Here is a 25,208-nt window from a genome sequence, read left to right as displayed (position 1 = left end):
TCAGCCCACCGTGGACCCGGTGCGCTGCAGGAGCGCCGCCCGCGCCTCGCGGCGCACGCGCTGCTCCTCGGGGTTCGGCACCGGGACGGCAGCGATCAGGCGCTGCGTGTACGGGTCGGTCGCGCCGCGCAGGATCTCGTCGCGCGTGCCGGTCTCGACGAGCTTGCCGTGGTGCATCACCGCGATGCGGTGCGCCAGGATGTCGACGACGGCGAGGTCGTGGCTGATGAACAGGCACGCGAACTGCAGCTGCTGCTGGAGCTCCTGCAGCAGGTCGAGGAAGCGCGCCTGCACCGACACGTCGAGCGCCGACGTCGGCTCGTCCGCCACGAGCAGCTCCGGCGCGAGCGCGAGCGCGCGGGCGATGCCGACGCGCTGACGCTGGCCGCCCGAGAGCTCGTGCGGGAAGCGGTTGCGGTACGAGCTCGGCAGCTCCACCTGGTTGAGCAGCTCCTCCACCCGCTTGTCGAGATCCTTGCCCTTCGCGACCTCGGCGAGGAGGATCGGCTCGCCGATCGACTGCCCGATCGGCATACGCGGATTCAGCGACGACGCCGGGTCCTGGAACACGATGCCGGTCCGGCGGCGGATCGCGAAGAGATCCTTCTGCGACGCGTGCGAGATGTCGGTGCCGACCGCGGTGAGCTTGCCCTCGGCGATCGGCAGCAGGCCGATCGCGGCGCGACCGAGCGTCGTCTTGCCGGATCCCGACTCGCCGACGAGGCCGAGGATCTCACCCGGATAGATCGCGAGATCGATGTGCTCGGCCGCCCGGAAAGCGGGAATGCGACCGCGCTTGGGGTAGTCGATCGCGACGTCCTCGAACTGGAGCACCGGTGTACGGGTCTCGATGGCGGCCTCCGCGGCCTCGGACGCGCGCTCGCGGATCGACGACACCGTCGGCACGGTCGACGTCTCGGTCACGATGACGTCGGGGCCGGGTTCCGCGTCCTCGAGCACGCCGAGGCCCAGGTGCGGGACCGACGCGAGCAGCTGCTGCGTGTACGGGTGCTGCGGGTCGTGGAAGATCCCCTCCACGGTGCCCGACTCCACGACCACGCCGTTCTTCATCACCATGATGCGGTCGGCGAGGTCGGCGACCACGCCCATGTCATGCGTGATGAGGATGATGGCGGAGTCGAGCCGCTTGTGGAGGTTGCGCAGCAGGTCGAGCACCTCCGCCTGCACCGTCACGTCGAGCGCCGTCGTCGGCTCGTCGGCGATGAGCAGGAGCGGATCGCACGAGATCGACTGCGCGATCATGGCGCGCTGCCGCTGCCCGCCCGAGAGCTGGTGCGGATACTTGAGGAACGACTGCTCGGGGTTCGGCATCTCCACCATCTGGAGCAGCTCGATCGCCTTCGCCTTGGCCTCCGACGGAGCGAGGCTGCGGTCGTGCGAACGCAGCGACTCCATGATCTGGAAGCCGATCGTGTACACCGGGTTCAGCGCGGTCATCGGCTCCTGGAAGATCACCGCGATCTCGTTGCCCCGCAGCGACCGCAGCGTCGCGTCGTCGACGCCGCGGAGTTCGCGACCGAGCAGCTTGATGGATCCGGTGACGCGCGAGTTCTCGGGGAGCAGGCCGAGCAGAGCCATCGAGCTCGTGCTCTTGCCGGAGCCCGACTCGCCGACGATGGCGAGCACCTCGCCGCGGCGGACCTGGTAGTTCATGTCGATCGCGGCCGGGTAGAACTGGCCCTCGACCCAGAATTCGACCCCGAGGTTGTCGACCTCGAGGATCGTCTCGGGGAGGGCGTCGCGCGACGCCGCAATGCCGGCGTCGATGCCCGTCGTGTCAGTCATTCGTGGTGTCCCATCTGCAAAGCTTGAGGTCATGTCGTTCCAGGAGGTCCGCTACCGGCCGGTGTTCGGCCGCACCCTCGCTGTCGTGACCGTCGTGGTGTGCGCGCTCGGCATCGTCGCGCTGTTCTGGTCGGAGCCCGCTTCGGCCGTGCGCTACGTGTGGCCCGTGCTGCTCGTCGCCGTGCTGGCGTGGGCGCTCTTCTGGCGTCCGAGCCTCACGGTCGCCGAGCACGGCATCACCGTCGAGAACGTGCTGCGCACGCACTTCGTCCCGTGGCCGGCGATCGTCGCGATCGATACGCGCTACTCGCTGACGCTGCGGACGGTCGACGGCGCCGTGTCGGTATGGGCGGCGCCGGCGCCGGGCCGCCACCGCACCCTCGGGCTCGCGCCCAAGGACTTCGACGGTGTCGGCGAGTCGGCGCACGGCGGCGCCGGCGAGCTTCGCCCCGCCGACGCGATCACGACGCCCAGCGGCAACCTCGCCCAGCTGATCCGCGGCCGCTGGGAGCGGCTGCGGGACGCCGGGGCCTTCGCCGGCGGCGTGGACCCGGACGCGGCGACCGTGACGTGGCACTGGGCCACCGTCGCGGTGGTCGCGGCGCTCGCCGCGGCCACCGCGATCGGTCTGCTGATCTAGCCCGGGCGCTGCCGGCAGAACAAGCACGGTCACGTCATCGCTCCGGGTCGAGCGGCTGGTGCTGCACGTCGCCCGGCTCCTCGGGCCGCGGATCGTTGAAGCCCACGATGTCGTCGCCGGTGTACGCGGTCTGGATCCCGACGTCCACCATGTGGGTGCCGCCCGTCGTCGCAGGTGTCGCATCGACGATCGGCGCCACCGGACCGCTCGCGCGGCCGGCGCGCGCCATGGCGCGCTCGCTCGGCATCTTCTTCTGGCGCGGGTCGAACGCGTCGCGCAGACCGTCGCCGATGAAGTTCACGCACAGGGCGATCACGATGATGAAGATGCCGGGCCACCAGAACAGCCACGGGCGCGTCGAGAACGCCGCCTGGTTCTCGGAGATGATCTTTCCGAGAGACGTGTCGGGCGACTGCACACCGAAGCCGAGGAAGCTCAGCGCCGACTCCAGCAGGATCGCGCTCGCCATCAGGAGCGTCGCGTTCACGACGATGACGCCGACCGCGTTGGGCAGGATGTGCCGGAAGATGATCCGGCGGTCCCGCGCGCCCGAGACCCGTGCCGCGTCCACGAACTCGCGCTCACGCAGGCTCAGGAACTCGCCGCGCACGAGGCGCGCCATGGTCGTCCACGCGAACAGGCCGATCACGACACCGAGCACAGCGGCGCCGAGGCTGCCGAGCATGTTGCCCAGCACCGCGCCGATGACGATCAGCGGGATGGTGATGATGATGTCGGTGAAGCGCATCAGCACCGAGTCGGTCAGCTTGCCGTAGTAGCCGGCGATCGCGCCGAGGACCACGCCGATGATCGTGGCGACGACGCCGGCGATCACCATCACCATGATCGACTGCTGGGCACCCCGCATGACGACGGCGAAGATGTCACGACCGACCTCGTCCTGTCCGAACGGATGGTCGCCGACCTGCAGCGGCCACAGGCTCATCGTCGGGACCCCGTTGTTGACCTTGTCGGGGATCTCGTTCCACGAGTACTGCCACCAACCGGGGATCCGGATGCCCCACAGGTCGACACCGACGGACGTGAACGCGAGGATCACGATGAACGCGAGCACGATCATCGAGGTGAGTGCCGCACGGTGTCGGAAGAACCTCCGGCGGACGATCTGGCCCTGGCTGAGGCCCTCCGTCTCCTTCTGCTCGATCGAGATCTCGGCGGTTGCCTGGGTCTCGAGCTCGCCGGGTTCGTTGACGATTGTGGTGTTCATGTCAGCCCACCTTGATTCTCGGGTCGAGGGCCGCGTAGACGAGGTCCGCGATGAGGTTGAACACGACGGCCAGCGTTCCGGTCACGACGAAGAACGCCATGACCGGGTTCGGGTCGTGGGCATCGAGGGCGGTGACGAACAGCCGCCCCATGCCTGTCCAGCCGAAGACGGTCTCGGTCACGACCGCGCCGCCGATGATGGCTCCCACGTCGAACGCGATGATGGTGGTGATCGGGATGAGGGCGTTACGGAACGCGTGGCGGACGACCACCGTGCGCTGCGTCAGGCCCTTCGCCCGCGCGGTGCGGATGTAGTCCTGGTTCATGACCTCGAGCAGGCTCGCCCGCGAGTACCGCGTGTAGCTCGCGAACGAGATCAGGATGATCGCGATCGTCGGCAGCAGCAGGTGCGTGTACAGGTCGATGCCCTGCACCCAGAAGTTGCCGCCGAGGCCCGGCGTCGACGAACCCACGGTCGCGATCGGACGCCCGCGCACGCGGCTGGAGTTCGCGTACGCCTCCCAGTACGACATGTACTTGTCGAGGGCGATGAACGCCGCCACGAGGAAGCCGACGATCGCGGTGGTGCGCACGACCGGGGCGCGGTCGGGCGCCCCCATGAACCAGCCGATCGCGCCGCTGACCACGACGGCGAGCAGCGCCAGCAGCAGGAAGAACCACAGCGTCATCCCGTTGAGGATGTAGTTCACCATCGGGAAGTACAGCGCGATGCCGATGGCCGCCACGATGAGCGACGCGTACAGCGCCTTGCGGTTGCGCAGGCCTGTCGAGACCGCGGTCACGCCGACGGCGATGCCGAGCGCCAGGAACGCGTACACGACGATGCCGATGCTGGGATCGGCGAACCACTGCGTGACCGAGAGGTACGTCAGCACCGCACCGGTCGCGACCGCCGAGACGCCCAACACGATCAGACGCCGCCGCCACCTGCCGCCGAGGAGCGACATCCAGATCAGGCCCGCGACGATCGACACGCCGATGATCACGGGGACCGAGATCGTCGGATCGCCCAGCCAGTTGTTCAGCTGGATCGCACCGTACTGCTTCAGCAGCACCGCGACCCAGAAGATGGGCAGCGAGAAGAAGAGGAACGAGATGAGCGTCACGCCGTAGTCGAAGCCGGTGTACTGGCGCAGGGCCGACACGATTCCGACGGTGATGCCGAGGACGATCGCCACGACCGTGGCGGTGGTGACCAGCGTCAGCGTCGACGTGATCGCGTTCCCGAGCATCGCATTGACCGACTGGTTCTGGATGCTGATCCCGAGGTCGCCGCGGAACAGTCCGCCGAGCCACAGGAAGTAGCGAAGCGGGGGCGGGACGTCGAGGTTGAGGAGCTTGGTGCGAGCTTCGATGAGCTCGGCTTTGTTCGGTGCGTTGCTCTGCCGCAGGTCTTCGAGGGGGTCTCCCGAGAAGGACACGAGCAGATACATCAGGAATGTCGCGGCGAAGAGCACGAAGATCGACGCGATCAACCGCCGGATGATGAATGAAGCCATGTTGTGGCCGCCTGCCAATCGATGAAACAGCGCAGGAGGCGGGACCGGCGAGACGGCCGGGCCCCGTATCCACCGCTGAGAGGAGTCTAACGCGGCAGGGTGCAGGTCCCCTCGGGGACCTGCACCCCACCTCGGTCTGAGCCGAGCGTGAGCTCAGCGCGAACCGCGTCGGCGATTACTCCTCAGTGCCGCCGTCCGTGACCTCCCAGTCCCACGCGTTCCAGAAGATCGTGGGAGCGAGGATCGACGGGTCGATGTTCGTCACACGGTCGCTGAAAGCGGTGACCTCGGGGTGCTGGAAGATGGTGACTCCGTAGAAGTCCTCCCACAGCAGGCGGTCCATCTCGACCTGGAGGTCGATCTTCTTCTGCTCGTCGAACTCGACGTTCAGCTGCTGGACGATCTCGTCGACCTCAGCGTTCGAGTAGAAGTTGAGGTTGTTGATGCCACCGGTCTCGAACGTCGGGAGCGAGTTCGTCACACCGAGGCTCGTCGACTGCCAGCCGAACAGCGAGGCGTCGTAGGCGCCCGGCGTGCCGAGCAGGCCGCCCCAGTCCTCGGAGCCGCAGTCGGTGACGTTGAAGCCGGCCTCAGCAGCCGACGCCTGGATCAGCGCGAACTCGTTGACACGACGCGGGTTGTTCGACGCGTAGAGGATGCAGACCGACGTGTCGGTGATGCCCGACTCGGCCAGCAGCGCCTTGGCGCCCTCGATGTCGACCTCGGCGTAGTCGGCCGACGTGTTGCTCGCCTCGGCCTCGTCGTAGCCCTCGGCACCCGGCACGAACAGCTGCGAGTTGCGCAGGATCGCGTCGTCGCCGATGATCGGCTTGATCAGCGTGTCGACGATCTCCTGACGCGGGATGACCTTCATGAACGCCTCGCGGACGAGCGGGTTCGAGAAGATGTTCTCCGGGTTCTTGCCCTGGTCGAACTGCAGGTCGACGTGCTCGTACGTGCCACCGAGGCCGGTGTTCACCGTGATGCCGTCGATGCCCTCGAGAGCCGTCGTGATGTCGGCGGTCGCCTGCGGCTGGATGATGTCGACCTCGCCGTTCTCCAGCGCCTGAACCGCGGCAAGCGGGTCGGGGATGAAGCGGATCGTGATCTCCTCGATGTTGGCGGTGTTGTCGCCCGCGTACTCCGGGTTCGCCGTGAGGGTCACGAACTGGTCGGCCTCGTAGTCGCTGATGATGTACGGGCCGCTGGCGACCACGAGGTCGGGGTCGTCAGGCATCGAGGTGAAGTTGAAGCCCGAGTTCCAGAACGCCGAGATCGGAGCGAGCGCTGCGGCGTCGTTGTTCTCGATGGCGTCGAGCAGGGCCTGCTTGGCCTCTTCGTTGTCTTCGATGCCGAGGGCCTTCTTGGCCACGATGTGAGCGGGAAGCATCTCGCCCATCGTCGCGAAGTTGAGCTCCCAGTCGACGAACGGCTGGTCGTACGTGATGGTGACCGAGCGGCCGTCCTCGCCGATCTCGGGCGTCTGGGTCACGAGACCCAGGCCGGACGTCGGCGTGGCACCCGAGTCGAAGTAGACGACATCGGTCGGGAACGCGTCGGTGAACTCACCGGTGTCGGGGTCGGTGAACTCGGCCGGGTCGAAGTCGGGGGTGTCAAGCGCACGCGACTCGGCGGCCCAGTACAGCATCATGTCGGCCGCGTCGATCGGCGTGCCGTCCGACCACTTCAGGCCTTCGTTGATGGTGTAGGTGACCGTCAGCGGGTCCTCGCTGACCAGCTCGTACGAGCCGAACGACTCGTTCTGCACCAGCTCGGGAGTGTTGTTGTAGTAGTTGAAGCCGTCCAGCACCAAGTAATTGATGTTGTTGTTGGCGGTGGCGTTGCCGAACGACGTGTTGCCGTTCATCGAGTAGAACGCCTGGTTCCACGCTGCGGTGATCGACGAGCCCTCGACGAGACCGGAGTCGTCGCCCGTGTCGTCGCCGCCACCGGCGGCGCAACCCGAGATCACCAGTGCGCCAGCCGCGGTGAGCGCCACCGCGGCCGAGATGCGCTTCATTCTCACTGTTCCTCCTGTGCAGGGTTGTGCGCACACGTCTGACCAAGGCCGGACGGGGGCGCGGATGGGAAAACCATAAGCACCGGGTGTGAGATGGTCAAAACGATCGGAGAAAACGTTACAGAGCCTTAACTCAATGGAAGCGAAGTGTGACAATCTGACAAGATGACCGTGCCGGACCGCCTCTCGGATCGGAGGGTTTCGACGACCACCCCCTCGCTGAGCGGCGATGGCAGGCGGCGACTGACGTGGGAGATCTGGATCGTCCTCGCCGTCTCGGTCGGTCAGTCCGCCCTCTACTCCGTGCTCTCGCTCGTGCGCCGGCTGCTGGCTCCGGTGCCCCTCGGCTCGCAGCAGACGCAGGTGAACCCCTCGCGCGACGCGCAGGTCCTGTGGGATGTCGTCTACCAGCTGCTCTCGATCTTCTTCGCCCTCTCGCTCGTCGCGCTCGTCCTCTACCTGCTGTGGGAGCCCGGGATGAGCGCGTTCCGCCGCATCGGCCTGGACTTCTCACGGTTCGGCGGTGACGTCGGGCGCGGCATCCTGCTCGCCGCGGTCATCGGCGTGCCGGGCCTTGCGCTGTACGCGGCCGGGCGCGCGATGGGGATCACGGTCACCGTCGTCGCCTCGCCGCTCGACGCCGCATGGTGGACGGTGCCGCTTCTCGTGCTGTCGGCGCTGCGCGCGGGCCTCACCGAAGAGGTCGTCTTCATCGGGTACCTCTTCGACCGTCTGCGGCGCCTCGGCTGGGGGACGTGGACGATCATCCTCTCGACCGCGGCGCTGCGCGGTGCGTACCACGCGTACCAGGGCTTCGGCGCGATCGCCGGCAATTTCGCGATGGGCATCGTGTTCGGCTGGTGCTACCAGCGGTGGGGGCGCGTCATGCCCCTGGTGATCGCACACACGCTGCTCGACGTCGTCGCGTTCGTCGGCTACCCGCTCGCCGCCGCGCTGTGGCCAGGTGTCTTCGCGCCGCTCCCGACGCCGACCCCGACCCCCACGGGAACGGATGCCGCGTAGCGACGACACGCGGCATCCGTCGCCCGCGGGTTCTCAGGCGAAGGCCTCGATCGGCGGGCACGCGCAGACGAGGTTGCGGTCGCCGTAGGCCTGGTCGATCCGGCGCACCGGCGGCCAGTACTTGGTGCGGACGAGCGCGTGCACGGGGTACACGGCGATCTCTCGCGGGTACGGGTGGTCCCAGTCGCCGACGACGACGGACTCGGCCGTGTGGGGGGCGTTCACGAGCGGGTTGTCGGCCGCCGGCCACTCCCCCGCCGCGACACGCTCGGCCTCGGCCTTGATCGCGATCATCGCCTCGATGAAGCGCTCGATCTCGGCGAGATCCTCGGATTCGGTCGGCTCGACCATGAGGGTGCCCGCGACCGGGAACGACATGGTCGGGGCGTGGAAGCCGTAGTCGATGAGGCGCTTGGCGACGTCGTCGACCGAGACGCCCGTCGCCTCGCGCAGCGGCCGCAGGTCGAGGATGCACTCGTGCGCGACGAGGCCGTCCTCGCCCGTATAGAGCACCGGGTAGTGCTCGCGCAGGCGGAACGCGACGTAGTTCGCGGCCAGCACGGCCGCAGCCGTGGCGTCCCGCAGGCCCTCGGCGCCCATCATGCGCACGTACGCCCACGAGATCGGCAGGATGCCGGCCGAGCCGTGCGGGGCGGCGGAGATGGGGCCGCCGTCGAACACTCCCCCGGCATGATCGGCACGCTGCGAGAACGGATGCGATGGCAGGTACGGCGCGAGGTGCGCCTTCGCCGCCACGGGACCGACGCCCGGGCCGCCGCCGCCGTGCGGGATCGAGAACGTCTTGTGCAGGTTCAGGTGCGAGACGTCGCCGCCGAGGTCGCCGAAGCGGGCGTAGCCGAGCAGCGCGTTGAGGTTCGCGCCGTCGACGTACACCTGTCCGCCGGCGTCGTGGACGGCCTGCGTGATCTCGAGCACGTCGTGCTCGTACACGCCGTGCGTCGACGGGTAGGTGATCATCAGGGCCGCGAGCGAATCGGCATGCGCGGCGACCTTCGCGCGCAGGTCCTCGAGGTCGACGTTGCCGCGATCGTCGCACGCGACGACCACGACCCGCATGCCCGCGAGCACCGCCGACGCCGCGTTCGTGCCGTGAGCCGACGACGGGATGAGGCAGACCGTGCGGTCGAGGTCGCCGTTGGCGCGGTGGTAGCCGCGGATCGCCATGAGTCCGGCCAGCTCGCCCTGCGAGCCCGCGTTCGGCTGCAGCGACACGGCGTCGTACCCCGTGACCTCGGCCAGCCACACCTCGAGTTGCTCGATCATGGCGAGGTAGCCGCGCACATCGTCCTCGGGGGCGAAGGGATGCACGCGCGAGAACTCCGGCCACGACACCGCCGCCATCTCGGTCGCGGCATTGAGCTTCATGGTGCACGAGCCGAGCGGGATCATGCCGCGATCGAGAGCGTAGTCGCGGTCGGCGAGCTGCTTGAGGTACCGCATCATCGCCGTCTCGGACCGGTGCGTGTTGAAGACCGGGTGCGTCAGGTACTCCTCGACCCGCCGGAGCGCCGACGGGACGCCGGCGAGAGGCTCGGCGTCCGCGAACCGGACGACGCGCTCACCCTGGTCTCCCCCGCCGAGGAACTCCCCCTCGGGCAGGCCGAACGCCCACGCGACGGCGGCGAGGTCGGCGGCGGTGGTCGTCTCGTCGACCGACACGCCGACCGTCGCGTCGTCGACCCAGAACAGCTGGTAGCCGAGCGAGCGCGCTCGCTCCACCACCCGGCGCGAGGGGCCCGGGGTGGTCACCCGGACCGTGTCGAAGAACGAGTCCGACGCGAGCGACAGGCCGTACGAGCGCAGCTGCGCGGCGAGCGCCTCGGCCTTCTTCGCGACGTCCGTCGCGATCGTGCGGAGCCCGTCGGGCCCGTGGTACACCGCGTACATCGATGCCATGACGGCGAGGAGCACCTGCGACGTGCAGATGTTCGACGTCGCCTTCTCGCGACGGATGTGCTGCTCGCGCGTCTGCAGGGCGAGACGGTACGCCGGATGCCCCGCGGCATCCTGCGAGACGCCCACCAGTCGTCCGGGCAGCTGTCGCTCGAGACCCTGCCGCACCGCCATGTATCCGGCGTGCGGACCGCCGAATCCGAGGGGCACGCCGAAGCGCTGGGTGGTGCCCACCGCCACGTCCGCGCCCAGCGACCCCGGAGAGCGCAGCAGCGTGAGCGCCAGGAGATCCGCGGCGACCACGACGAGGCCGCCCGCGACGTGAGCGGCGTCGACGACGCCGGCGGGATCCCACACGCGGCCGGAGGCGCCGGGGTACTGCACGAACACGCCGAACAGCCCCTCATCGGGAAGCGTTGCGCCGTGTGCGAGGTCGAGCTCGACCAGCTCGATGCCGACGGCGGCCGCGCGGTGCGCGAGCAGCGCCTTGGTCTGGGGCAGCGCGTCCGCGTCGACGACGAAGACGTTCGACGCGGCCTTCGACGCGCGGCGGGCCACGAGCATGCCCTCGACGACGGCGGTCGCCTCGTCGAGCATCGACGCGTTCGCGGTGGCGAGACCCGTGAGGTCGGTCACCATCGTCTGGAAGTTGATGAGCGCCTCGAGGCGGCCCTGCGAGATCTCGGGCTGGTACGGCGTGTATGCCGTGTACCACGACGGGTTCTCCAGCACGTTGCGCGCGATCACGGACGGCGTCAGGGTGTCGTAGTAGCCGAGCCCGATCATCGGCCGGGCCGTGCGGTTCTGCGAGGCGAGCTCGCGCAGCTCGGCGAGTGCCTCGGCTTCCGTGGCCGCCGGCGGGAGGTCGCTCGTCGCGCGCGACGGGGACTGGATGGATGCCGGCACCGCCGCGCGCACGAGCGCATCGACGGTGTCGTAACCCAGGGCGTCCAGCATCGTGCGCTGGGCCGCGGCATCCGTCCCGATGTGACGCTCGGCGAACCCGCCCCTCATCAGGCGCCGCCCGTGAGCGCGACGTAGGCGTCGCGGTCGAGCAGGTCGGCCACGGCCGACGCGTCCACGCGGAGCTTCACGAGCCAGCCCTCGCCGAACGGGTCGGCGTTGACCAGCGACGGGTCGTCGACGACCGCGTCGTTCACCTCGACGACCTCGCCGGTGAGCGGCGCGTACAGCTCGCCGACCGACTTCGTCGACTCGATCTCGCCGACGACGGTCGCCGCCGTCACGTCGGACCCGGCGGCCGGCAGCTCGACGAAGACGACGTCGCCGAGCTTGTCGGCCGCGTAGTCGGTGATGCCGACGGTCGCGATGTCGCCCTCGAGGGCGACCCACTCGTGCTCGGCGGTGTACTTGAGGCTGGTGAGGTCGGTCATGAGTTCCTCCGGTAGAAGGGCAGGTCGGTCACGGTGGCGGGGATGCGGGTTCCGCGCACGTCGATGAAGAGAGTGGTGCCGGGCTCTCGCACGGCGGGCGAGACGAACGCCATGGCGATGGGATGCCCCAGCGTCGGGCTGAGCGCACCGCTGGTGATCTCGCCGACCGGGTTGGCGGCATCCGCGTCGGCGAACACGCTGTAGCCGGCGCGCCCCGCCCGTCTGCCCTCGCTCACCAGCCCGACGAGCACCGGCGCGTCGGAGGAGACCACGGCGGCGAGTCCCGCCTTGCCCACGAACTCGTCCTTGTCCGCCGCCACGACCCGGCCGAGTCCGGCCTGGGCAGGCACGATGTCGAGCGACAGCTCGTGGCCGTACAGCGGCATACCCGCCTCGAGGCGCAGCGTGTCACGGGCGGCGAGGCCTGCGGGCACGAGGCCGCGCGGCTCGCCTGCGGCCAGGAGCGCGTCCCACAGCGCGCCCGCCGCCCGGGTGGGCACGAGCAGCTCGAAGCCGTCCTCGCCCGTGTACCCGGTGCGCGCGATCAGGACGGGCTCGCCGTCGAACACAGCCGACGACCACGCGTAGTACCCGAGTTCGGTGAGCGCGGGCATCACCTCTGCGATCGCCGTCGTCGCTGCGACGATGCCCTGCGCCGCGGGGCCCTGCACCGCGATCAGCGCGTACTCGTCGGTGACGTCGTCGACGGCGGCGGCGGCATCCGGATGCGCGTCCGCGAACGCGTCGGAGCGCTGTCCGAGCGCCGTCGCCACGGCGGCGCGGTTGCCGGCGTTCGCGATGACGAGGAACCGCTCGTCGGCGAGGCGGTACACGATGACGTCATCGACGATGCCGCCCGACTCCGCGAGCACGAGCGAGTACTTCGCCTTGCCGGCGCGCATGGTCGAGAGGCGACCTGCCAGCGCGTCGTCGAGGAACCTCCCGGCGTCCGGCCCTTCGACCAGGAACTCCGCCATGTGGGAGATGTCGAAGAGCCCCGCCGCCGTGCGCACCGCGTGGTGCTCGGCGAGGTCGGAGGTGTAGCGGACGGGCATGAGCCAGCCGCCGAAGTCGGTGAAGGATGCGCCGAGCGCATCGTGGCGATCGTGGAGCACCGTCGTGCGGGGCTCCGACAAGCTCTGGTCTGGCATGAGTTCTCCCGGTCGCGGGCGGGCAGACGCCGGGCGGCGCCTGTGAACTCCCCCTCTGTCATGGGCCTGAGAGTTTCACCGTGTGCGCACACCCGGGTTTCACCGTCGGCGGATGCGTGAGCATCACTTTCCAGAGTCGGCCACACCCGAACGGTACGCGTACCTGAGAGATTGGCGGGGAGGCTTGCTCCTTCGGTGCTCGGCGATGTCGCTGCCGAGGCTCTCCCGCCCGGGTCGTTGGCCGGTATTGACTTGCGGCAGCCAGCATACCCGTCGGGGCGTCATCCCACGCAGCGACCCGACGACACCTGATCCGCGAGCGACGGCGCCTGCGCGGCGACCGGCGTGAGCTCTGCCATCGTCATCGCGTAGCCGACGGCCGCATCATGCTCCGCCCGCGCGAACACGACCCCCGCCACGGTGCCGTCCGCAGTCAGCAGCGGACCGCCCGAATTGCCCGGGCGCACCTCGGCCTGGAGCGCGTAGATCTCCCGCGGGTTCCAGGAGTCGCCGTAGATGTCGGGCACCGTCGCGGAGCCCGTCGACTGCACGCCGGCCGTCACCATGGTGAACGGCCCGCCGTGCGGATAACCCTGGATCGCCGCCGCCGCGCCCGCCGGCAGCGTGGAGGTGAACGGCAGCGGCTCGGCGCCGAGGTCGTCGACGGCGATCACGGCGAGGTCGTCGACCGGGTCGAAGTACACGATGCGACCCTCGCGCGCGGGCACGCCCGGAAGCTCGACGAGGGGCGTGTCGACGCCCGCCACGACATGGGCGTTGGTCACGATGCGATCGGGGGCGATGACGAACCCGCTCCCGGTCGATCCGCGCCCGCAGGCATAGGCCGTGCCCGACACGCGGGCGACGGATGCCGCGGCGCGCTCCAGCTCGGGATCGTCCAGGGCGACCGGTGGCGCGGGGTCGACGCCGGGTCCGAGCAGCTCGCCGAGGCGCGGCAGACCGTCGTCGAGCACGGCGCCGCGGAGCTCTGCGAGCGCTGCGTCGACGGGGGCGGGCGTGATCGCGTCGATCCCCCGCAGGACGGTGGACGAGGCGACGGCGGACGAGACGACCGGGATGCCGGCCACGGCGATCGCCGGCGTCACGAGGGCGAGCGCGAGGGTCGCGACGACGACCGACGCGAGTCCCCCGAGGAAGCGCTCGATGCCCCGGAGCTTCAGCCGGTCGGCGCCCGAGCGCAGGGCCGAGCCGATCGCTGCACCTGCCGCGGCGCCGACCCCTACGAGGCCGATCGCTGTCGCGAGCACGACAGGCCCTCGCCAGGCGGGCGAGCCGACCCACGAGCTCACGAGCGGTGTCAGCCAGTACGCCGCGAACGCGCCGGCGGCAAGGCCGACGAGCGTCCCGATGCTGGCGAAGAAACCGCGCTGAAGGCCCGCCACGAGCGCGCCGACCAGGATGAGCACGACCAGCACGTCGACGACGACCATCCGCACTCCTCCCGAGACCTGCGGCCAGGTTATGCATCCAGCCTGGGAGGACCCTACGACCGCGCGCCACCCGCCGGTCGGGTCGTGTGACGACACCCGTTTGGCTTCTGGTCACGATGACACTATGATCGAACCGAGAGTTAGAGTCACCATGACCAGAACAGTCTTCAGCCCTGCACCCACCAGCGCCGCGACGGCCGCCGAGCCGACCCGCGTCGCGGTGTCGACGGTGATCTTCACGCTCGGGCGCCTCCCCGGTGGCGACTCGGCGGGCGTCGTGCTGCCGCTCGTGCGCCGCACGCGCGATCCGCACGAGGGCCAGTGGGCGCTGCCGGGCGGGTGGCTCGACGTCGCGGAGGACCTCGAGGCCGCGGCATCCCGGACGCTCGCCGAGACGACCGGGCTGGCACCGAGCTATCTCGAGCAGCTCTACGCGTTCGGGGCCGTCGACCGCTCTCCCACGCGCGTCGTCTCGATCGTGTACTGGGCGCTGATCCGTCCGGACGCGTCGACCGGGCTCGGCGACCACGGCGACGCGTTCGAGAACGTCCGCTGGTTCGATGCCGCGGCGCTGCCGCAGCTCGCGTTCGACCACAACCAGATCGTCGAGTACGCGCTCTGGCGCCTGCGCAACAAGGTCGGCTACAGCCGCATCGCGCACGGGCTGCTCGCCGATGAGTTCACCCTGGCGGAGCTGCGCGAGGTGTACGAGGCGATCCTCGGCCGGCGGCTCGACCCGGCCAACTTCCGCCGTCAGGTCGAGAACTCCGGCACGCTCATCCCCACCGACCGCTTCCGCACCGGAAGCCACCGCCCCGCGCGGCTCTACCGCTACAACCAGGACGTCGAGCTCGCCGATCGCGGCCCGCTCGTCGCCCGCGACTGACGAATCCCGAACGGAGCGCCCGACATGCCCGCCGTCAACATCACCCTCCAGCCCCGACCCGACCTCGATGCCTCGGTGGATCACGCGATCCAGGCGATCGTGTCGGGCAGCTCGACGGCCGAGACCTGCACGACGGATCTCGCCGTCGGCCCGTGGGACTTCGACACGCGGCCCGGCTACGGACCGGGGTCGTCGATGGGCGACGTCATCCCGACGGGGTCTCCGCGTCAGGGCGAGCTGCCGCTCGAGTACCGTGAGGCCTCGGAGGACGAGCTCGACGCGCGCATCCGCGCCGCGAAGGCGGCGCTGGGCGACCGGGTGGTCGTGCTCGGCCACTTCTACCAGCGCGAAGAGGTCGTGCGGCACGCGGACTACGTGGGCGATTCCTTCCAGCTGGCGAACGCCGCCCTGGAGCACCCCGGCGCCGAGGCGATCGTGTTCTGCGGCGTCCACTTCATGGCCGAGACCGCCGACCTGCTGTCGCGACCCGAGCAGGCCGTCATCCTGCCGAACCTCGCCGCCGGCTGCTCGATGGCCGACATGGCCGACATCGACCAGGTCGAGGACTGCTGGGAGCAGCTGGCCGACGTCTACGGCGACATGGAGGCGACGGATGCCGAAGGCAGGGTCCCCGTCGTGCCCGTGACGTACATGAACTCCTCGGCCGCGATCAAGGGCTTCGTCGGCCGTCACGGCGGCATCGTCTGCACATCGTCGAACGCCCGCACGGTGCTCGAGTGGGCGTTCCAGCGCGGGCGCCGCGTGCTCTTCTTCCCCGACCAGCACCTGGGCCGCAACACCGCGAAGGCGATGGGCGTGCCGCTCGAGCAGATGCCGATGTGGAATCCGCGCAGGCCTCTGGGCGGGGCATCCGTCGACGCCCTCGAGGACGCCCGCGTCATCCTGTGGCACGGGTTCTGCTCAGTCCACCGCCGGTTCTCGGTCGACCAGATCGAGAAGGCTCGGGCCGAGCACCCGGGCGTGCGGGTCATCGTCCACCCGGAATGCCCGATGGACGTCGTCGACGCCGCCGACGAAGCGGGCTCCACCGACTACATCCGCAAGGCGATCGAGGCGGCCACCGAGCCGACGACGTTCGCGATCGGCACCGAGGTGAACCTCGTGCAGCGCCTGGCAGCCCAGCACCCGCAGCACGAGATCTTCTGCCTCGACCCGGTCGTGTGCCCGTGCTCGACGATGTACCGCATCCACCCCGGCTACCTCGCGTGGGTGCTCGAGGGACTCGTGGCCGGCCAGGTGCGCAACCGCATCGTGGTGCCCTCCGACGTCGCCGAGCCGGCGCGTGTGGCGCTCGAGCGCATGCTCGCCGCGAAGCCCCCGGCCGCGCCCGCGGCCGACTGGGAGAACGCGTCATGACCCGTCGACCCGACGGGCCGCGGGTCGTCGTCGTGGGCTCAGGGATCGCAGGGCTCATCACGGCGCTGCACGCCGCCGACCGCGGCTGCGCCGTGACCCTGGTCACGAAGGACGTGCTCGAGCACGCCAACACGCGCTTCGCGCAGGGAGGCATCGCGGGCGTGATGTTCCACGACGACCGCGCCGAGGATCACCTCCGCGACACGCTCGTGGCCGGCGCGGGGCTCAGCGACCCCGACGCCGTGCGCGTGCTCGTCGACGAAGGGCCGGCGCGCATCCGCGAGCTCATCGACCTCGGCGTCGCGTTCGACCGCGACGACGACGGCGACTTCGTGAAGGGCCTCGAGGCCGCGCATTCGTATCCCCGCATCCTGCACGCCGGCGGCGACGCCACCGGCACCGCGATCGAGAAGGCGCTCGTCGCGCGCCTGCGCGCGAGCGAGGTCGAGGTGATCGAGCATGCGTTCCTCGTGGACCTGCTCGTCGGCGAGCCCCCTCTGCCCGCGAGCCACAGCAGTCTCGACGAGACAAGGGGCGACGCCCCGGGTCTCGTCGAGACTGCTCGGTCTCGCGAGAACGCCGGCGCGCGGGTGCGTGGTGTGACGCTGCTCGTCGGCGAGACGTCGGATCGGCCGGGGCGGCGTGTCGTGGTCCCTGCCGACGCGGTCGTGCTCGCGACCGGCGGTGCCGGCGAGCTGTACGCGCACTCCACCAACCCGCCGGTCGCGACGGGCGACGGCATCGCGGCGGCGATCCGCGCCGGCGCCGCCGTGACCGACCTCGAGTTCTACCAGTTCCACCCGACGGTGCTGGCGGTGGGCGAGTCGTTCCTCGTGTCGGAGGCGGTGCGCGGCGAGGGAGCGACTCTCGTCGACGAGCACGGCCGGCGCTTCGCGTTCGACGCGCATCCCGACGGCGAGCTCGCGCCGCGCGACGTGGTCGCCCGCGCGATCGCGCAGCGCATGGAGGAGCAGGACGGGCGGCCCGTGTTCCTCGATGCGACCCGCCTGGTCGCGAAGGATGCCTCGACCACGGGAGGGCATTCGGATGCCGCTGCCCGCGCCGGCTTCCTCGCCCGGCGCTTCCCGACCATCGACCGCGCCGTCCGCGAGCGCGGACTCGACTGGGCGCGCGAGCCCATCCCCGTGACGCCGGCCGCCCACTACCTGATGGGCGGCGTGACGACCGACCTGCATGGTCGTACGTCGGTCCCCGGTCTCTACGCGGTCGGCGAGGTCGCGCGCACCGGCGTGCACGGTGCGAACCGCCTCGCGTCGAACTCGCTGCTCGAGGGCGCGGTGTTCGGCGCCCGTGCAGGTGATGTGATCGCCGCGGATGCCGCGTCGGGCGCCTGGGCCTCTCCTGTTCGCCTGTCCCGTATGCACGCCGACACGCCCGCGTCCCGTACCTCCGGGGCAACCGAGCCGCTGGGCGCTGCGCGGTTCTCGCGGCGAGCGCTGCAGGCGCTGATGTGGGAGCACGCGGGACTCGTCCGCGACGAGGACGGGCTCGGGCGCGCGGCATCCGTGATCGCCGCATGGCGGTCGCAGGAGCGCGCAGCGCGCACCGAGCGCGAGCTCGAGGACGAGAACCTTCTGCTGGTCGCCGAGCGCCTGGTCGCCGCCGCCCGCGAGCGCCGCGAGTCGGTCGGCGCGCACCACCGCTCGGATGCGCCGGCCACCGGTGCCGAGAGCCCGCTCGTCGCCCAGGAGGCCATGGCATGCTGACCCGCGCCCACATCGACCGTGTCGTCGCCGCCGCCCTCGACGAGGACGCGCCGTGGGGCGACGTCACGAGCGAGTACCTGCTGCCCGAGAACGCCCTCGCGCGCGCCGACCTCGTCGCACGCGAGCCGGGCGTGTTCTCGGGCGGTGAGGTGTTCGAGGCGGCGTTCCGGCTGACCGATCCGCGCATCGAGGTGCAGCTCGTCGTGGAGGACGGCGAATGGTTCGAGCCGGGGGCCGTGCTCGCGGTCGTCACCGGGCCGGCGCGCGGCGTGCTCACGGCCGAGCGCATCGGGCTCAACTTCGCGCAGCGCATGTCGGGCATCGCGACTCTCACCGGCCGGTACGTGGCCGAGATCGCGCACACCCGCGCCCGCATCGTCGACACCCGCAAGACGACGCCGGGCCTGCGCGCCTTCGAGCGCAAGGCCGTGCGCGACGGCGGCGGCCGCAACCACCGGCACTCGCTGTCGGACGCGGTGATGGCCAAGGACAACCACCTCGCGGTGCTCGCGCGCGGCGCGCGCGGCGAGGCGTGGGCCGCGGCGATCACGGCGGCGCTGAGCGCCGCGAAGGACCGTCTTCCCCACACCACCCATCTCGAGGTGGAGGTCGACCGTCTCGAGCAGATCGAGCCCGTGCTGGCGGCCGGGATCGGCACCATCATGCTCGACAACTTCTCGCTGGACGAGCTGCGTGCCGGGGTCGCCCAGATCGCCGGCCGCGCCGTGGTCGAGGCGTCCGGCGGGGTCTCCCTCGATACCGTCCGCGCGATCGCCGAGACCGGCGTCGACGTCATCTCGGTCGGCGCGCTCACGCACTCCGCGCGCGCTCTCGACCTCGGGCTCGACGTGCGCATCGACGCACCGTGACGACGGCACCGCCATGAGCATGCTCTACCTCGACAACGCGGCGACCACGCCCGTTCGCCCCGAGGTGCTCGAGGCCATGACGCCGTACCTCACGCGGTGGTTCGGGAACCCGTCGAGCCATCACACCGTCGGCGAGGCCGCGGCCGACGCGCTCGACGACGCCCGTCGCCGCGTCGCACGCGTGCTCGGCCTGCGCGCCGGCGACATCGTCTTCACCTCCGGCGGCACCGAGGCGAACAACCTCGCGGTCAAGGGCATCGCCCTCGCAGCGCTCGAACAGCGCGGCGCGCGCCATGTGGTCACCACGCCGATCGAGCATGAATCGGTGCTCGAATCCGTGCGCTACCTGGTGCGCTTCCACGGGTTCGAGCTGACACTGCTCGAGGTCGACGGGCACGGCCGGGTGTCGCCCGGCGACCTTGCGGCCGCGCTGCGGGACGAGACCGCACTCGTCAGCGTCGGGTACGCGAACAACGAGGTCGGGACCGTGCAGGATGCCGCGGCCCTCGCCGCCGTCGCCCGCGAGCGCCGCGTCCCGCTGCACCTCGACGGCGTGCAGGCCGCAGGCTGGCTCACGCTGTCCGCCGCCGACCTCGCATACGACGCGATCTCGCTCGCCGGCCACAAGCTCGGCGCTCCCAAGGGAACCGGCGTGCTCGGCGTGCGCGGTCGCGTCCCGCTCGAACCCGTCCTGCACGGCGGCGGACAGGAGCGCGGACGCCGCAGCGGCACCGAGAACGTCGCGGGTGCGGTCGGCTTCGCGACCGCGCTCGAGCTCGCCGAGGCCGAGCGCGCGGAGTCCGCGGCCCGTGTGGCCGCGATCCGTGACACATTCGTCGCGCACGTGCTCGCGGCGGTTCCGTCGGCCTCGCTCACCGGCGACCCTGCGCACCGACTCCCGGGGACCGCGAGCTTCACGTTCGCCGGAACCAGCGGCGAGGCCGTGCTGCTCGAGCTCGAGCGACGCGGAGTGGTGTCGTCGAGCGGCTCCGCGTGCGCGGCGGGCAGCGACGAGGCCTCCCACGTGCTGGTCGCGATGGGGGTGGACCCGGCCCTCGCCCGCACGGCGGTCCGCTTCACCTTCCCGCATACGCTGCGCGACCCGCTGGATGCTGTCGCGGACGCGGTTGCGGCATCCGTCGCCGCGGTCTCGGGTGCCGGCCGCTGAGACCGGACCCGCCGGGCGACCGTAGGATCTGTACGTGCCTGCCGCCGTGACCGTCATCGTGCCCGGGTACGACGTCGCGGAGTGGACCGTCGACGCGCTCGACTCGCTGCGGGCGCAGACGATGACCGACTGGACCGCCGTGCTGGTCGACGATGCATCGACCGATGCCACCGGCGCCCTCTTCGACGAAGCCGTCGCCGCGGACCGGCGCTTCGAAGTCGTCCATCACGCCCGTCGCGCCGGGCTCGGTGCGGCGCGCAACACCGGTCTCGACCGCGTGCGCACGCCGTTCGTCGCGTTCCTCGACGCCGACGACCGCATGACCCCCACCGCCCTCGAACGTCTCGTCACGACCCTCGACGGAAGCGGCAGCGACTTCGCTCTCGGCGCCTATGTGCGACTGCGCCCCGACACCGCCGGCGGCTACACCGCGGGACACGTCCAGCCGTGGGTCAGCGCCGCCACCGATCCCGCGCGCACTGGCACGACCCTCGAGCACCACCCCGACGCGTCGGGGAACATCGTGGCGTGGTCGAAGGTCAGCCGCATGGACTTCTGGCGGCGGGCGGGTCTGCGATTCCCCGTGGGCAAGGCGTACGAAGACCAGATCATCGCGCAGCAGATGTACACGCGAGCCCGTGCGTTCGACGTCATCCCCGACGTCGTCGTCGAGTGGCGCGAGCGCGCCGACGGCTCGTCGATCACGCAGCACAAGGGCGAGCTCGCCGTCATGCGCGACTACCTCGAGGCGCTCGCCGGCGGCATCGACGTGCTCGAGGCCGCGGGCCAGACCCGCGCCGTGACAGCGCGCGTGCGCCTGATCCTCGCGATGGACCTGCCCCCGCTGGTCGAGCTCGCCCACGAGCATCCCGACCCCGCGTACCGTCGCGAGCTGGGGGCGTTCGCGCGCGAGCTGTCGGCGCGCGCCGACGGCGCGGCCCTCGCCGAGCCGGCCGCAACGGCGCTCGCGGCCGCGCGGCCGTGGTGACTCACGCTCCGGGGAGATCGGCCGGCGCCCAATCGCCCGGCTGGGCGCCGCCCCCCGTACCCGCGGTCTCGGGGCCCGCAGGGTCGCGCGGCGGCCGGTCGGCGCGACGGTCGGGGTGGTCGGGCGGCGGCTCGGACTCCTCGGCTTCGAGGATCCGAGACGACGCGAGCTGCTCCGCCGCCAGCTCCGCATAGAGCCCGCCGCGCGCGACGAGCGACGCGTGGGTGCCGGACTCGACGATCCGCCCGGCCTCGACGACGTGGATGACGTCGGCGGCGATGACGGTCGAGAGCCGATGCGCGATCGACAGGGTGGTGCGGCCGCGGGCAGCGGCATCCAGGGCCTCCTGCACGACCCGCTCCGACACGGTGTCGAGCGCCGACGTCGCCTCATCGAGCAGCAGCACGGGTGGGTCCTTCAGCAGCACGCGCGCGATCGCGATGCGCTGCTTCTCGCCTCCCGAGAGCCGGTAGCCGCGCTCCCCCACGATCGTGTCGTACCCGCTCTCGAACTGCTCGATCACGTGGTGGATGTTGGCCGCCCGGCACGCGGCCTCGAGCTCGGCATCCGTCGCATCGGGCTTGGCGTAACGCAGGTTCTCGCGGATCGTCGCGTGGAAGAGATAGGTCTCCTGCGACACGACGCCGATATGGTCGATGATCGACTCGAGCCGGAGCCGCCGCACGTCCTCGCCCGCGAACAGGACGGCGCCGTCGGATGCCTCGTACAGGCGCGGCGTGAGGTACAGCACCGTCGTCTTTCCCGCGCCGGACGGCCCGACGAACGCGACGTGCTGACCCGGCTCGGCCACGAACGAGACACCCTGCAGCGTCGGACGCGCGTCGGGCGCGGCATCCGGGTAACGGAAGACGACGTCACGGAACTCGATGCGGCCGATCGGCCCCGGAGCCGCGTCGACGTCGAGCGCGTCCGGCGCGTCGCGGATCGCCGGCACGAGGTCGAGGTATTCGAAGATGCGCGCGAACAGCGCCGCCGAGGTCTGCAGGTCGAGCGAGACGCGCATGAGGCCCATGAGCGGCATGAGCAGCCGCGCCTGCACCGTCGTGAAGGCGACGATCGTACCCGCGGTGATCGCGTCGCTGCCGCCGACGATGAAGTAGCCCGCGACGAGGTAGATGATCGCCGGGACGCTCGACATGAGCACCTGCACGACGGCGAAGAACCCCTGCCCGCTCATTGCGCGGCGCACCTGCAGGCGCACCTGATTGCGATTCTCGTCGGCGTAGCGCGCGGACTCGGCGCGCTGCCGGTTGAACGACTTCGACAGCAGGATGCCCGACACGCTCAGCGTCTCCTGGGTGATCGCGGTGAGCTCCGAGAGCGATTCCTGGGTCTCGCCCGCGATGCGCGCCCGCACCTGCCCGACGCGGCGCTGCACGAGCACCAGCCCGGGCATCAGGATGACCGCGATGATCGTCAGGCGCCAGTCGATGATGATCATCGCGACGAGCGATGCGACGACGGTGACGGTGTTGCCGAGGATGCTCGTGACGGTGTTCGTCAAGACGCCCGACACCCCGCCCACGTCGTTCTGCAGACGCGACTGGATGACGCCGGTCTTGGTGCGCGTGAAGAACGCGAGCTCCATCGCCTGCAGGTGATCGAACAGCTTCACCCGCAGATCGCCGGTCACGCGGTTGCCGACGGTGGAGGTCAGCCACGTCTGCGCGACGCCGACGACGGCGGAGAGGAGGAAGAGGCCGATCATGGCCGCGACGAGCGTCCACAGCAAGGACAGGTCGGGCCCGGACCCGTCCACCGGGAAGAGCGCGTCGTCGAAGATCTGCTGCACGAGGAGGGCGGGGATCACCGCGATGCCGGCGCCGACGACGACCAGGATGCCGGTGACGACGATCGACCCCGCGTAAGGGCGGAAGAGCGCGATGACGCGGCGCCCGAGGTTCGGGATGCGCGGGGCTTCGGCGTTCTCGCGCCGCTGCGCCTCGGTGTCGACGGGCCGGAAGCCCGGGTGACCGCCGCCGCCCCCGCCGCCACGGCTCATCCCGCCGCCTGCGCGCATGCTCACCTGGCCAGCCTAACGACGCCCGGCGACGCTAGGCTTTGGCCATGACCACGACTGGCGGTTCCCCGGAACACGACGGCAGCGATCTCGCCGAGCTTCGCGAGGAGATCGACGCCCTGAAGGCGATCCCGCACGAGGAGATCGTGAACCCGCTTCCCCGCGACGTGGAGGAGCGCGAGCCCACGCCGCGCCCGACGGACGCGATCGGCACCGAGAAGTGGGACCGCTCCGCCGACGCGGAGTCACTGGAGGACTGACGGCGGCAGCGGGCCACGGGTTTCCCGATTCGTTCACCGGATCGGGAATGGGATGTCGGGCCCCCCGGTTATCCTGATGGCTTGCCATCCTGGGGGGTGGCACTTCGCTGTCCCATCCGAGCCTCGAGGAGACGACCCATGGCCGCCATCGAAACGACACCCGGAACCGGCAGCATCCCCGCCGTATCCTCCTCCGCCGCACCCGCGGCACCCGCGCTCCGCCCCGAGGAGAGCCGCGTCATCTGGCTCCTCCTCGCGGCCGCGTTCGTCGCGATCCTCAACGAGACGACGATGGGTGTCGCGATTCCGCACCTCATCACCGACCTCGGCATCACGGCGCTCGCCGCGCAGTGGCTGACAACCGCCTTCATGCTGACGATGGCCGTCGTCATCCCGATCACGGGCTTCCTGCTGCGCCGTTTCACGACGCGCACGATGTTCGTGGCGGCGATGGGCCTGTTCTCGACGGGAACGCTCATCGCGTTCCTGGCGCCCGGCTTCCCCATGCTGCTCATCGCACGCGTGGTGCAGGCATCCGGCACCGCCATCATGATGCCGCTGCTCATGACGACCCTCATGACGGTCGTGCCCGCCGCGATCCGCGGACGCATGATGGGCCGGGTCAGCGTGGTGATCTCGCTCGCTCCCGCCATCGGCCCCACCGTCGCCGGTGCGATCCTCAACAACTTCGAGTGGCGCTGGATCTTCGGCATGGTGCTGCCGATCGCGCTCGTCGCACTCGTCGTCGGAGCCCGCTGGATCCACAATCTCGGCGAGACCACGCACGCTCCGATCGACGTGCTCTCGGTGATCCTGTCGGCCTTCGGTTTCGGCGGCATCGTGTTCGGGCTCAGCCAGCTCGGCGCCGGCGGGCACGGTGACGGAGCCGCCGCGGCCGCCGCGACCGCGACCTCGACGACCACGCTGATCATCGCGCTGTCGGTCGGCGTCGTGGCTCTCGGACTGTTCGGCTGGCGGCAGGTGCTGCTGCAGCGCAAGGACGACGCCCTGCTCGACCTGCGGGTCTTCCGCTCGGCGAACTTCTCGCTGTCGATCGCGCAGATGGCCATCATGTCGATGGCGTTCTTCGGTGCGATCACCGTCGTTCCCCTCTACGTGCAGAACGTTCTCGAGGTGGACGCGCTGGTGACCGGGCTGATCGTCCTGCCCGGCGCGCTGGCGATGGGCTTCCTCGGCCCGGTCATCGGCCGCATCTACGACCGCTGGGGCACCACCGTGCTGCTCGTCCCGGGCGCCGTGATCACCAGCGCTCTGCTGTGGTTCTACACGACGTTCACGACCGAGACCCCGGTGCTGGTCGTGGCCGTTGCGCAGACCGTGCTGTCGATCGGCCTCGCGATGTCGTTCACGCCGCTGTTCACGGCCTCGCTCGCCTCGCTGCAGCCGCGCTTCTACTCGTACGGCTCGGCGATCGTCGGCACCGTGCAGCAGGTCGCGGGCGCGGCCGGAATCGCGCTGATGTTCGGCGTCATGTCGGCGGCCTCGGCCACCGCCACCGACGCCGGCGCGGAAGACCTGGCCGCCCAGGCGGCGGGCACCCACGCCGCCTTCCTCATCGCGGCGATCCTGTCGCTGCCGCTGCTGGTGGGCGCGTTCCTCATCCGCAAGCCCGCGGACCGGCCGATGGGGGCACCGGTCGGTCACTGATCCGGCCCACGCCGCGCTGCCCCGCGCAGTATCAGACGGATGCCTCACCCCTCGACGAGGGGTGAGGCATCCGTCATT

Annotated in this window: 19 protein-coding genes and 1 riboswitch; of the genes, 10 read left to right on the top strand and 9 right to left on the bottom strand. The window is 70.5% G+C overall.

What is annotated here, in order from left to right:
- Nucleotides 1-1,806, bottom strand: coding sequence for a dipeptide ABC transporter ATP-binding protein (locus AC3ANN_RS06680; RefSeq protein ID WP_488340200.1), 1,806 nt, complete (start codon nt 1,804-1,806; stop codon nt 1-3).
- Nucleotides 1,807-1,837: 31 nt separating this feature from the next.
- Between AC3ANN_RS06680 and AC3ANN_RS06675 the strand changes: the two genes are divergently transcribed.
- Nucleotides 1,838-2,446 carry a PH domain-containing protein gene (locus tag AC3ANN_RS06675; protein WP_488340199.1) on the top strand — a complete coding sequence of 203 codons (609 nt, stop codon included), beginning with the start codon at nt 1,838-1,840 and terminating at the stop codon, nt 2,444-2,446.
- A 34-nt stretch (nt 2,447-2,480) separates the two neighbouring features.
- Here AC3ANN_RS06675 and AC3ANN_RS06670 read toward each other — a convergent pair whose 3' ends face one another.
- The 3 genes from AC3ANN_RS06670 to AC3ANN_RS06660 all read right to left on the bottom strand — a co-directional run bounded on the left by AC3ANN_RS06670 (nt 2,481) and on the right by AC3ANN_RS06660 (nt 7,213).
- Complete coding sequence (locus AC3ANN_RS06670; RefSeq protein WP_488340198.1) at nt 2,481-3,674, bottom strand: ABC transporter permease; 1,194 nt, start codon at nt 3,672-3,674, stop codon at nt 2,481-2,483.
- A 1-nt stretch (nt 3,675) separates the two neighbouring features.
- Nucleotides 3,676-5,193, bottom strand: a complete 1,518-nt coding sequence (locus tag AC3ANN_RS06665; RefSeq protein ID WP_488340197.1) for an ABC transporter permease — start codon at nt 5,191-5,193, stop codon at nt 3,676-3,678.
- Between the two features lie 175 nt (nt 5,194-5,368).
- Nucleotides 5,369-7,213 (bottom strand): ABC transporter family substrate-binding protein, encoded by a 1,845-nt coding sequence (locus AC3ANN_RS06660; protein ID WP_488340196.1) that lies wholly within the window; start codon nt 7,211-7,213, stop codon nt 5,369-5,371.
- Nucleotides 7,214-7,378: 165 nt separating this feature from the next.
- Here AC3ANN_RS06660 and AC3ANN_RS06655 point away from each other — a divergent pair, with 165 nt between their 5' ends.
- Nucleotides 7,379-8,236 carry a CPBP family intramembrane glutamic endopeptidase gene (locus AC3ANN_RS06655; protein ID WP_488340195.1) on the top strand — a complete coding sequence of 286 codons (858 nt, stop codon included), beginning with the start codon at nt 7,379-7,381 and terminating at the stop codon, nt 8,234-8,236.
- A gap of 33 nt (nt 8,237-8,269) precedes the next feature.
- On the opposite strand, the gene gcvP is transcribed toward AC3ANN_RS06655, so the two are convergent.
- From gcvP to AC3ANN_RS06635, 4 genes are all read right to left on the bottom strand, one after another.
- Nucleotides 8,270-11,164, bottom strand: a complete 2,895-nt coding sequence (gene gcvP / locus AC3ANN_RS06650) for an aminomethyl-transferring glycine dehydrogenase (protein ID WP_488340194.1) — start codon at nt 11,162-11,164, stop codon at nt 8,270-8,272.
- Nucleotides 11,164-11,544: a glycine cleavage system protein GcvH gene (gcvH, locus tag AC3ANN_RS06645; protein ID WP_488340193.1), complete on the bottom strand. Its 381-nt coding sequence runs from the start codon at nt 11,542-11,544 to the stop codon at nt 11,164-11,166. The genes gcvP and gcvH overlap by 1 nt, the downstream gene beginning before the upstream one ends.
- The gene (gene gcvT / locus AC3ANN_RS06640) at nt 11,541-12,695 is read right to left on the bottom strand and encodes a glycine cleavage system aminomethyltransferase GcvT (RefSeq protein WP_488340192.1); all 1,155 of its coding nucleotides are present in this window, start codon (nt 12,693-12,695) and stop codon (nt 11,541-11,543) included. The genes gcvH and gcvT overlap by 4 nt, the downstream gene beginning before the upstream one ends.
- A 141-nt stretch (nt 12,696-12,836) precedes the next feature.
- A riboswitch (glycine riboswitch) is annotated at nt 12,837-12,933 on the bottom strand.
- A gap of 43 nt (nt 12,934-12,976) precedes the next feature.
- Nucleotides 12,977-14,146 carry a MarP family serine protease gene (locus AC3ANN_RS06635; RefSeq protein ID WP_488340191.1) on the bottom strand — a complete coding sequence of 390 codons (1,170 nt, stop codon included), beginning with the start codon at nt 14,144-14,146 and terminating at the stop codon, nt 12,977-12,979.
- Nucleotides 14,147-14,297: 151 nt separating this feature from the next.
- On the opposite strand from AC3ANN_RS06635, the gene AC3ANN_RS06630 reads away from it, so the two are divergent.
- Genes AC3ANN_RS06630 through AC3ANN_RS06605 form a run of 6 tightly spaced genes read left to right on the top strand, consistent with a single transcriptional unit; the run spans nt 14,298 to nt 21,161 of the window.
- Nucleotides 14,298-15,032: an NUDIX hydrolase gene (locus tag AC3ANN_RS06630; protein WP_488340190.1), complete on the top strand. Its 735-nt coding sequence runs from the start codon at nt 14,298-14,300 to the stop codon at nt 15,030-15,032.
- Nucleotides 15,033-15,056: 24 nt separating this feature from the next.
- Entirely contained in the window at nt 15,057-16,409 is a 1,353-nt protein-coding gene (nadA, locus tag AC3ANN_RS06625) for a quinolinate synthase NadA (RefSeq protein WP_488340189.1), read from the top strand.
- Complete coding sequence (nadB, locus tag AC3ANN_RS06620; RefSeq protein ID WP_488340188.1) at nt 16,406-18,136, top strand: L-aspartate oxidase; 1,731 nt, start codon at nt 16,406-16,408, stop codon at nt 18,134-18,136. The genes nadA and nadB overlap by 4 nt, the downstream gene beginning before the upstream one ends.
- Nucleotides 18,130-19,005 carry a carboxylating nicotinate-nucleotide diphosphorylase gene (gene nadC, locus AC3ANN_RS06615; protein WP_488340187.1) on the top strand — a complete coding sequence of 292 codons (876 nt, stop codon included), beginning with the start codon at nt 18,130-18,132 and terminating at the stop codon, nt 19,003-19,005. The genes nadB and nadC overlap by 7 nt, the downstream gene beginning before the upstream one ends.
- A 19-nt stretch (nt 19,006-19,024) precedes the next feature.
- Nucleotides 19,025-20,173, top strand: coding sequence for a cysteine desulfurase family protein (locus AC3ANN_RS06610; RefSeq protein ID WP_488340796.1), 1,149 nt, complete (start codon nt 19,025-19,027; stop codon nt 20,171-20,173).
- A 34-nt stretch (nt 20,174-20,207) separates the two neighbouring features.
- A complete protein-coding gene (locus tag AC3ANN_RS06605) occupies nt 20,208-21,161 on the top strand; it encodes a glycosyltransferase family 2 protein (protein ID WP_488340186.1) in 954 nt (317 codons plus the stop codon).
- 1 nt (nt 21,162) lies between these two features.
- Here the strand turns inward: AC3ANN_RS06605 and AC3ANN_RS06600 are convergent, their stop codons facing one another.
- On the bottom strand, nt 21,163-23,184 hold the full coding sequence (locus tag AC3ANN_RS06600; RefSeq protein WP_488340795.1) for an ABC transporter ATP-binding protein: 2,022 nt from the start codon (nt 23,182-23,184) through the stop codon (nt 21,163-21,165).
- Between the two features lie 65 nt (nt 23,185-23,249).
- Between AC3ANN_RS06600 and AC3ANN_RS06595 the strand changes: the two genes are divergently transcribed.
- Complete coding sequence (locus tag AC3ANN_RS06595; protein WP_488340185.1) at nt 23,250-23,462, top strand: hypothetical protein; 213 nt, start codon at nt 23,250-23,252, stop codon at nt 23,460-23,462.
- Between the two features lie 138 nt (nt 23,463-23,600).
- Nucleotides 23,601-25,130 (top strand): DHA2 family efflux MFS transporter permease subunit, encoded by a 1,530-nt coding sequence (locus AC3ANN_RS06590; protein WP_488340184.1) that lies wholly within the window; start codon nt 23,601-23,603, stop codon nt 25,128-25,130.
- Nucleotides 25,131-25,208 lie beyond the last annotated feature (78 nt).

It is taken from the genome of Microbacterium sp. STRO-2N, from assembly GCF_057747775.1.
The sequence above is the reverse complement of the archived record's forward strand: the minus strand, read 5'-3'. Positions and strand labels throughout refer to the sequence as shown.

Excerpts from the sequence above, each read along its gene's own strand:
- AC3ANN_RS06680 (WP_488340200.1), bottom strand. The coding sequence starts at position 1,806 with ATGACTGACACGACGGGCATCGACGCCGGCATTGCGGCGTCGCGCGAC.
- AC3ANN_RS06675 (WP_488340199.1), top strand. The coding sequence starts at position 1,838 with ATGTCGTTCCAGGAGGTCCGCTACCGGCCGGTGTTCGGCCGCACCCTC.
- AC3ANN_RS06670 (WP_488340198.1), bottom strand. The coding sequence starts at position 3,674 with ATGAACACCACAATCGTCAACGAACCCGGCGAGCTCGAGACCCAGGCA.
- AC3ANN_RS06665 (WP_488340197.1), bottom strand. The coding sequence starts at position 5,193 with ATGGCTTCATTCATCATCCGGCGGTTGATCGCGTCGATCTTCGTGCTC.
- AC3ANN_RS06660 (WP_488340196.1), bottom strand. The coding sequence starts at position 7,213 with ATGAAGCGCATCTCGGCCGCGGTGGCGCTCACCGCGGCTGGCGCACTG.
- AC3ANN_RS06655 (WP_488340195.1), top strand. The coding sequence starts at position 7,379 with ATGACCGTGCCGGACCGCCTCTCGGATCGGAGGGTTTCGACGACCACC.
- gcvP (WP_488340194.1), bottom strand. The coding sequence starts at position 11,164 with ATGAGGGGCGGGTTCGCCGAGCGTCACATCGGGACGGATGCCGCGGCC.
- gcvH (WP_488340193.1), bottom strand. The coding sequence starts at position 11,544 with ATGACCGACCTCACCAGCCTCAAGTACACCGCCGAGCACGAGTGGGTC.
- gcvT (WP_488340192.1), bottom strand. The coding sequence starts at position 12,695 with ATGCCAGACCAGAGCTTGTCGGAGCCCCGCACGACGGTGCTCCACGAT.
- AC3ANN_RS06635 (WP_488340191.1), bottom strand. The coding sequence starts at position 14,146 with ATGGTCGTCGTCGACGTGCTGGTCGTGCTCATCCTGGTCGGCGCGCTC.
- AC3ANN_RS06630 (WP_488340190.1), top strand. The coding sequence starts at position 14,298 with ATGACCAGAACAGTCTTCAGCCCTGCACCCACCAGCGCCGCGACGGCC.
- nadA (WP_488340189.1), top strand. The coding sequence starts at position 15,057 with ATGCCCGCCGTCAACATCACCCTCCAGCCCCGACCCGACCTCGATGCC.
- nadB (WP_488340188.1), top strand. The coding sequence starts at position 16,406 with ATGACCCGTCGACCCGACGGGCCGCGGGTCGTCGTCGTGGGCTCAGGG.
- nadC (WP_488340187.1), top strand. The coding sequence starts at position 18,130 with ATGCTGACCCGCGCCCACATCGACCGTGTCGTCGCCGCCGCCCTCGAC.
- AC3ANN_RS06610 (WP_488340796.1), top strand. The coding sequence starts at position 19,025 with ATGCTCTACCTCGACAACGCGGCGACCACGCCCGTTCGCCCCGAGGTG.
- AC3ANN_RS06600 (WP_488340795.1), bottom strand. The coding sequence starts at position 23,184 with ATGAGCCGTGGCGGCGGGGGCGGCGGCGGTCACCCGGGCTTCCGGCCC.
- AC3ANN_RS06595 (WP_488340185.1), top strand. The coding sequence starts at position 23,250 with ATGACCACGACTGGCGGTTCCCCGGAACACGACGGCAGCGATCTCGCC.
- AC3ANN_RS06590 (WP_488340184.1), top strand. The coding sequence starts at position 23,601 with ATGGCCGCCATCGAAACGACACCCGGAACCGGCAGCATCCCCGCCGTA.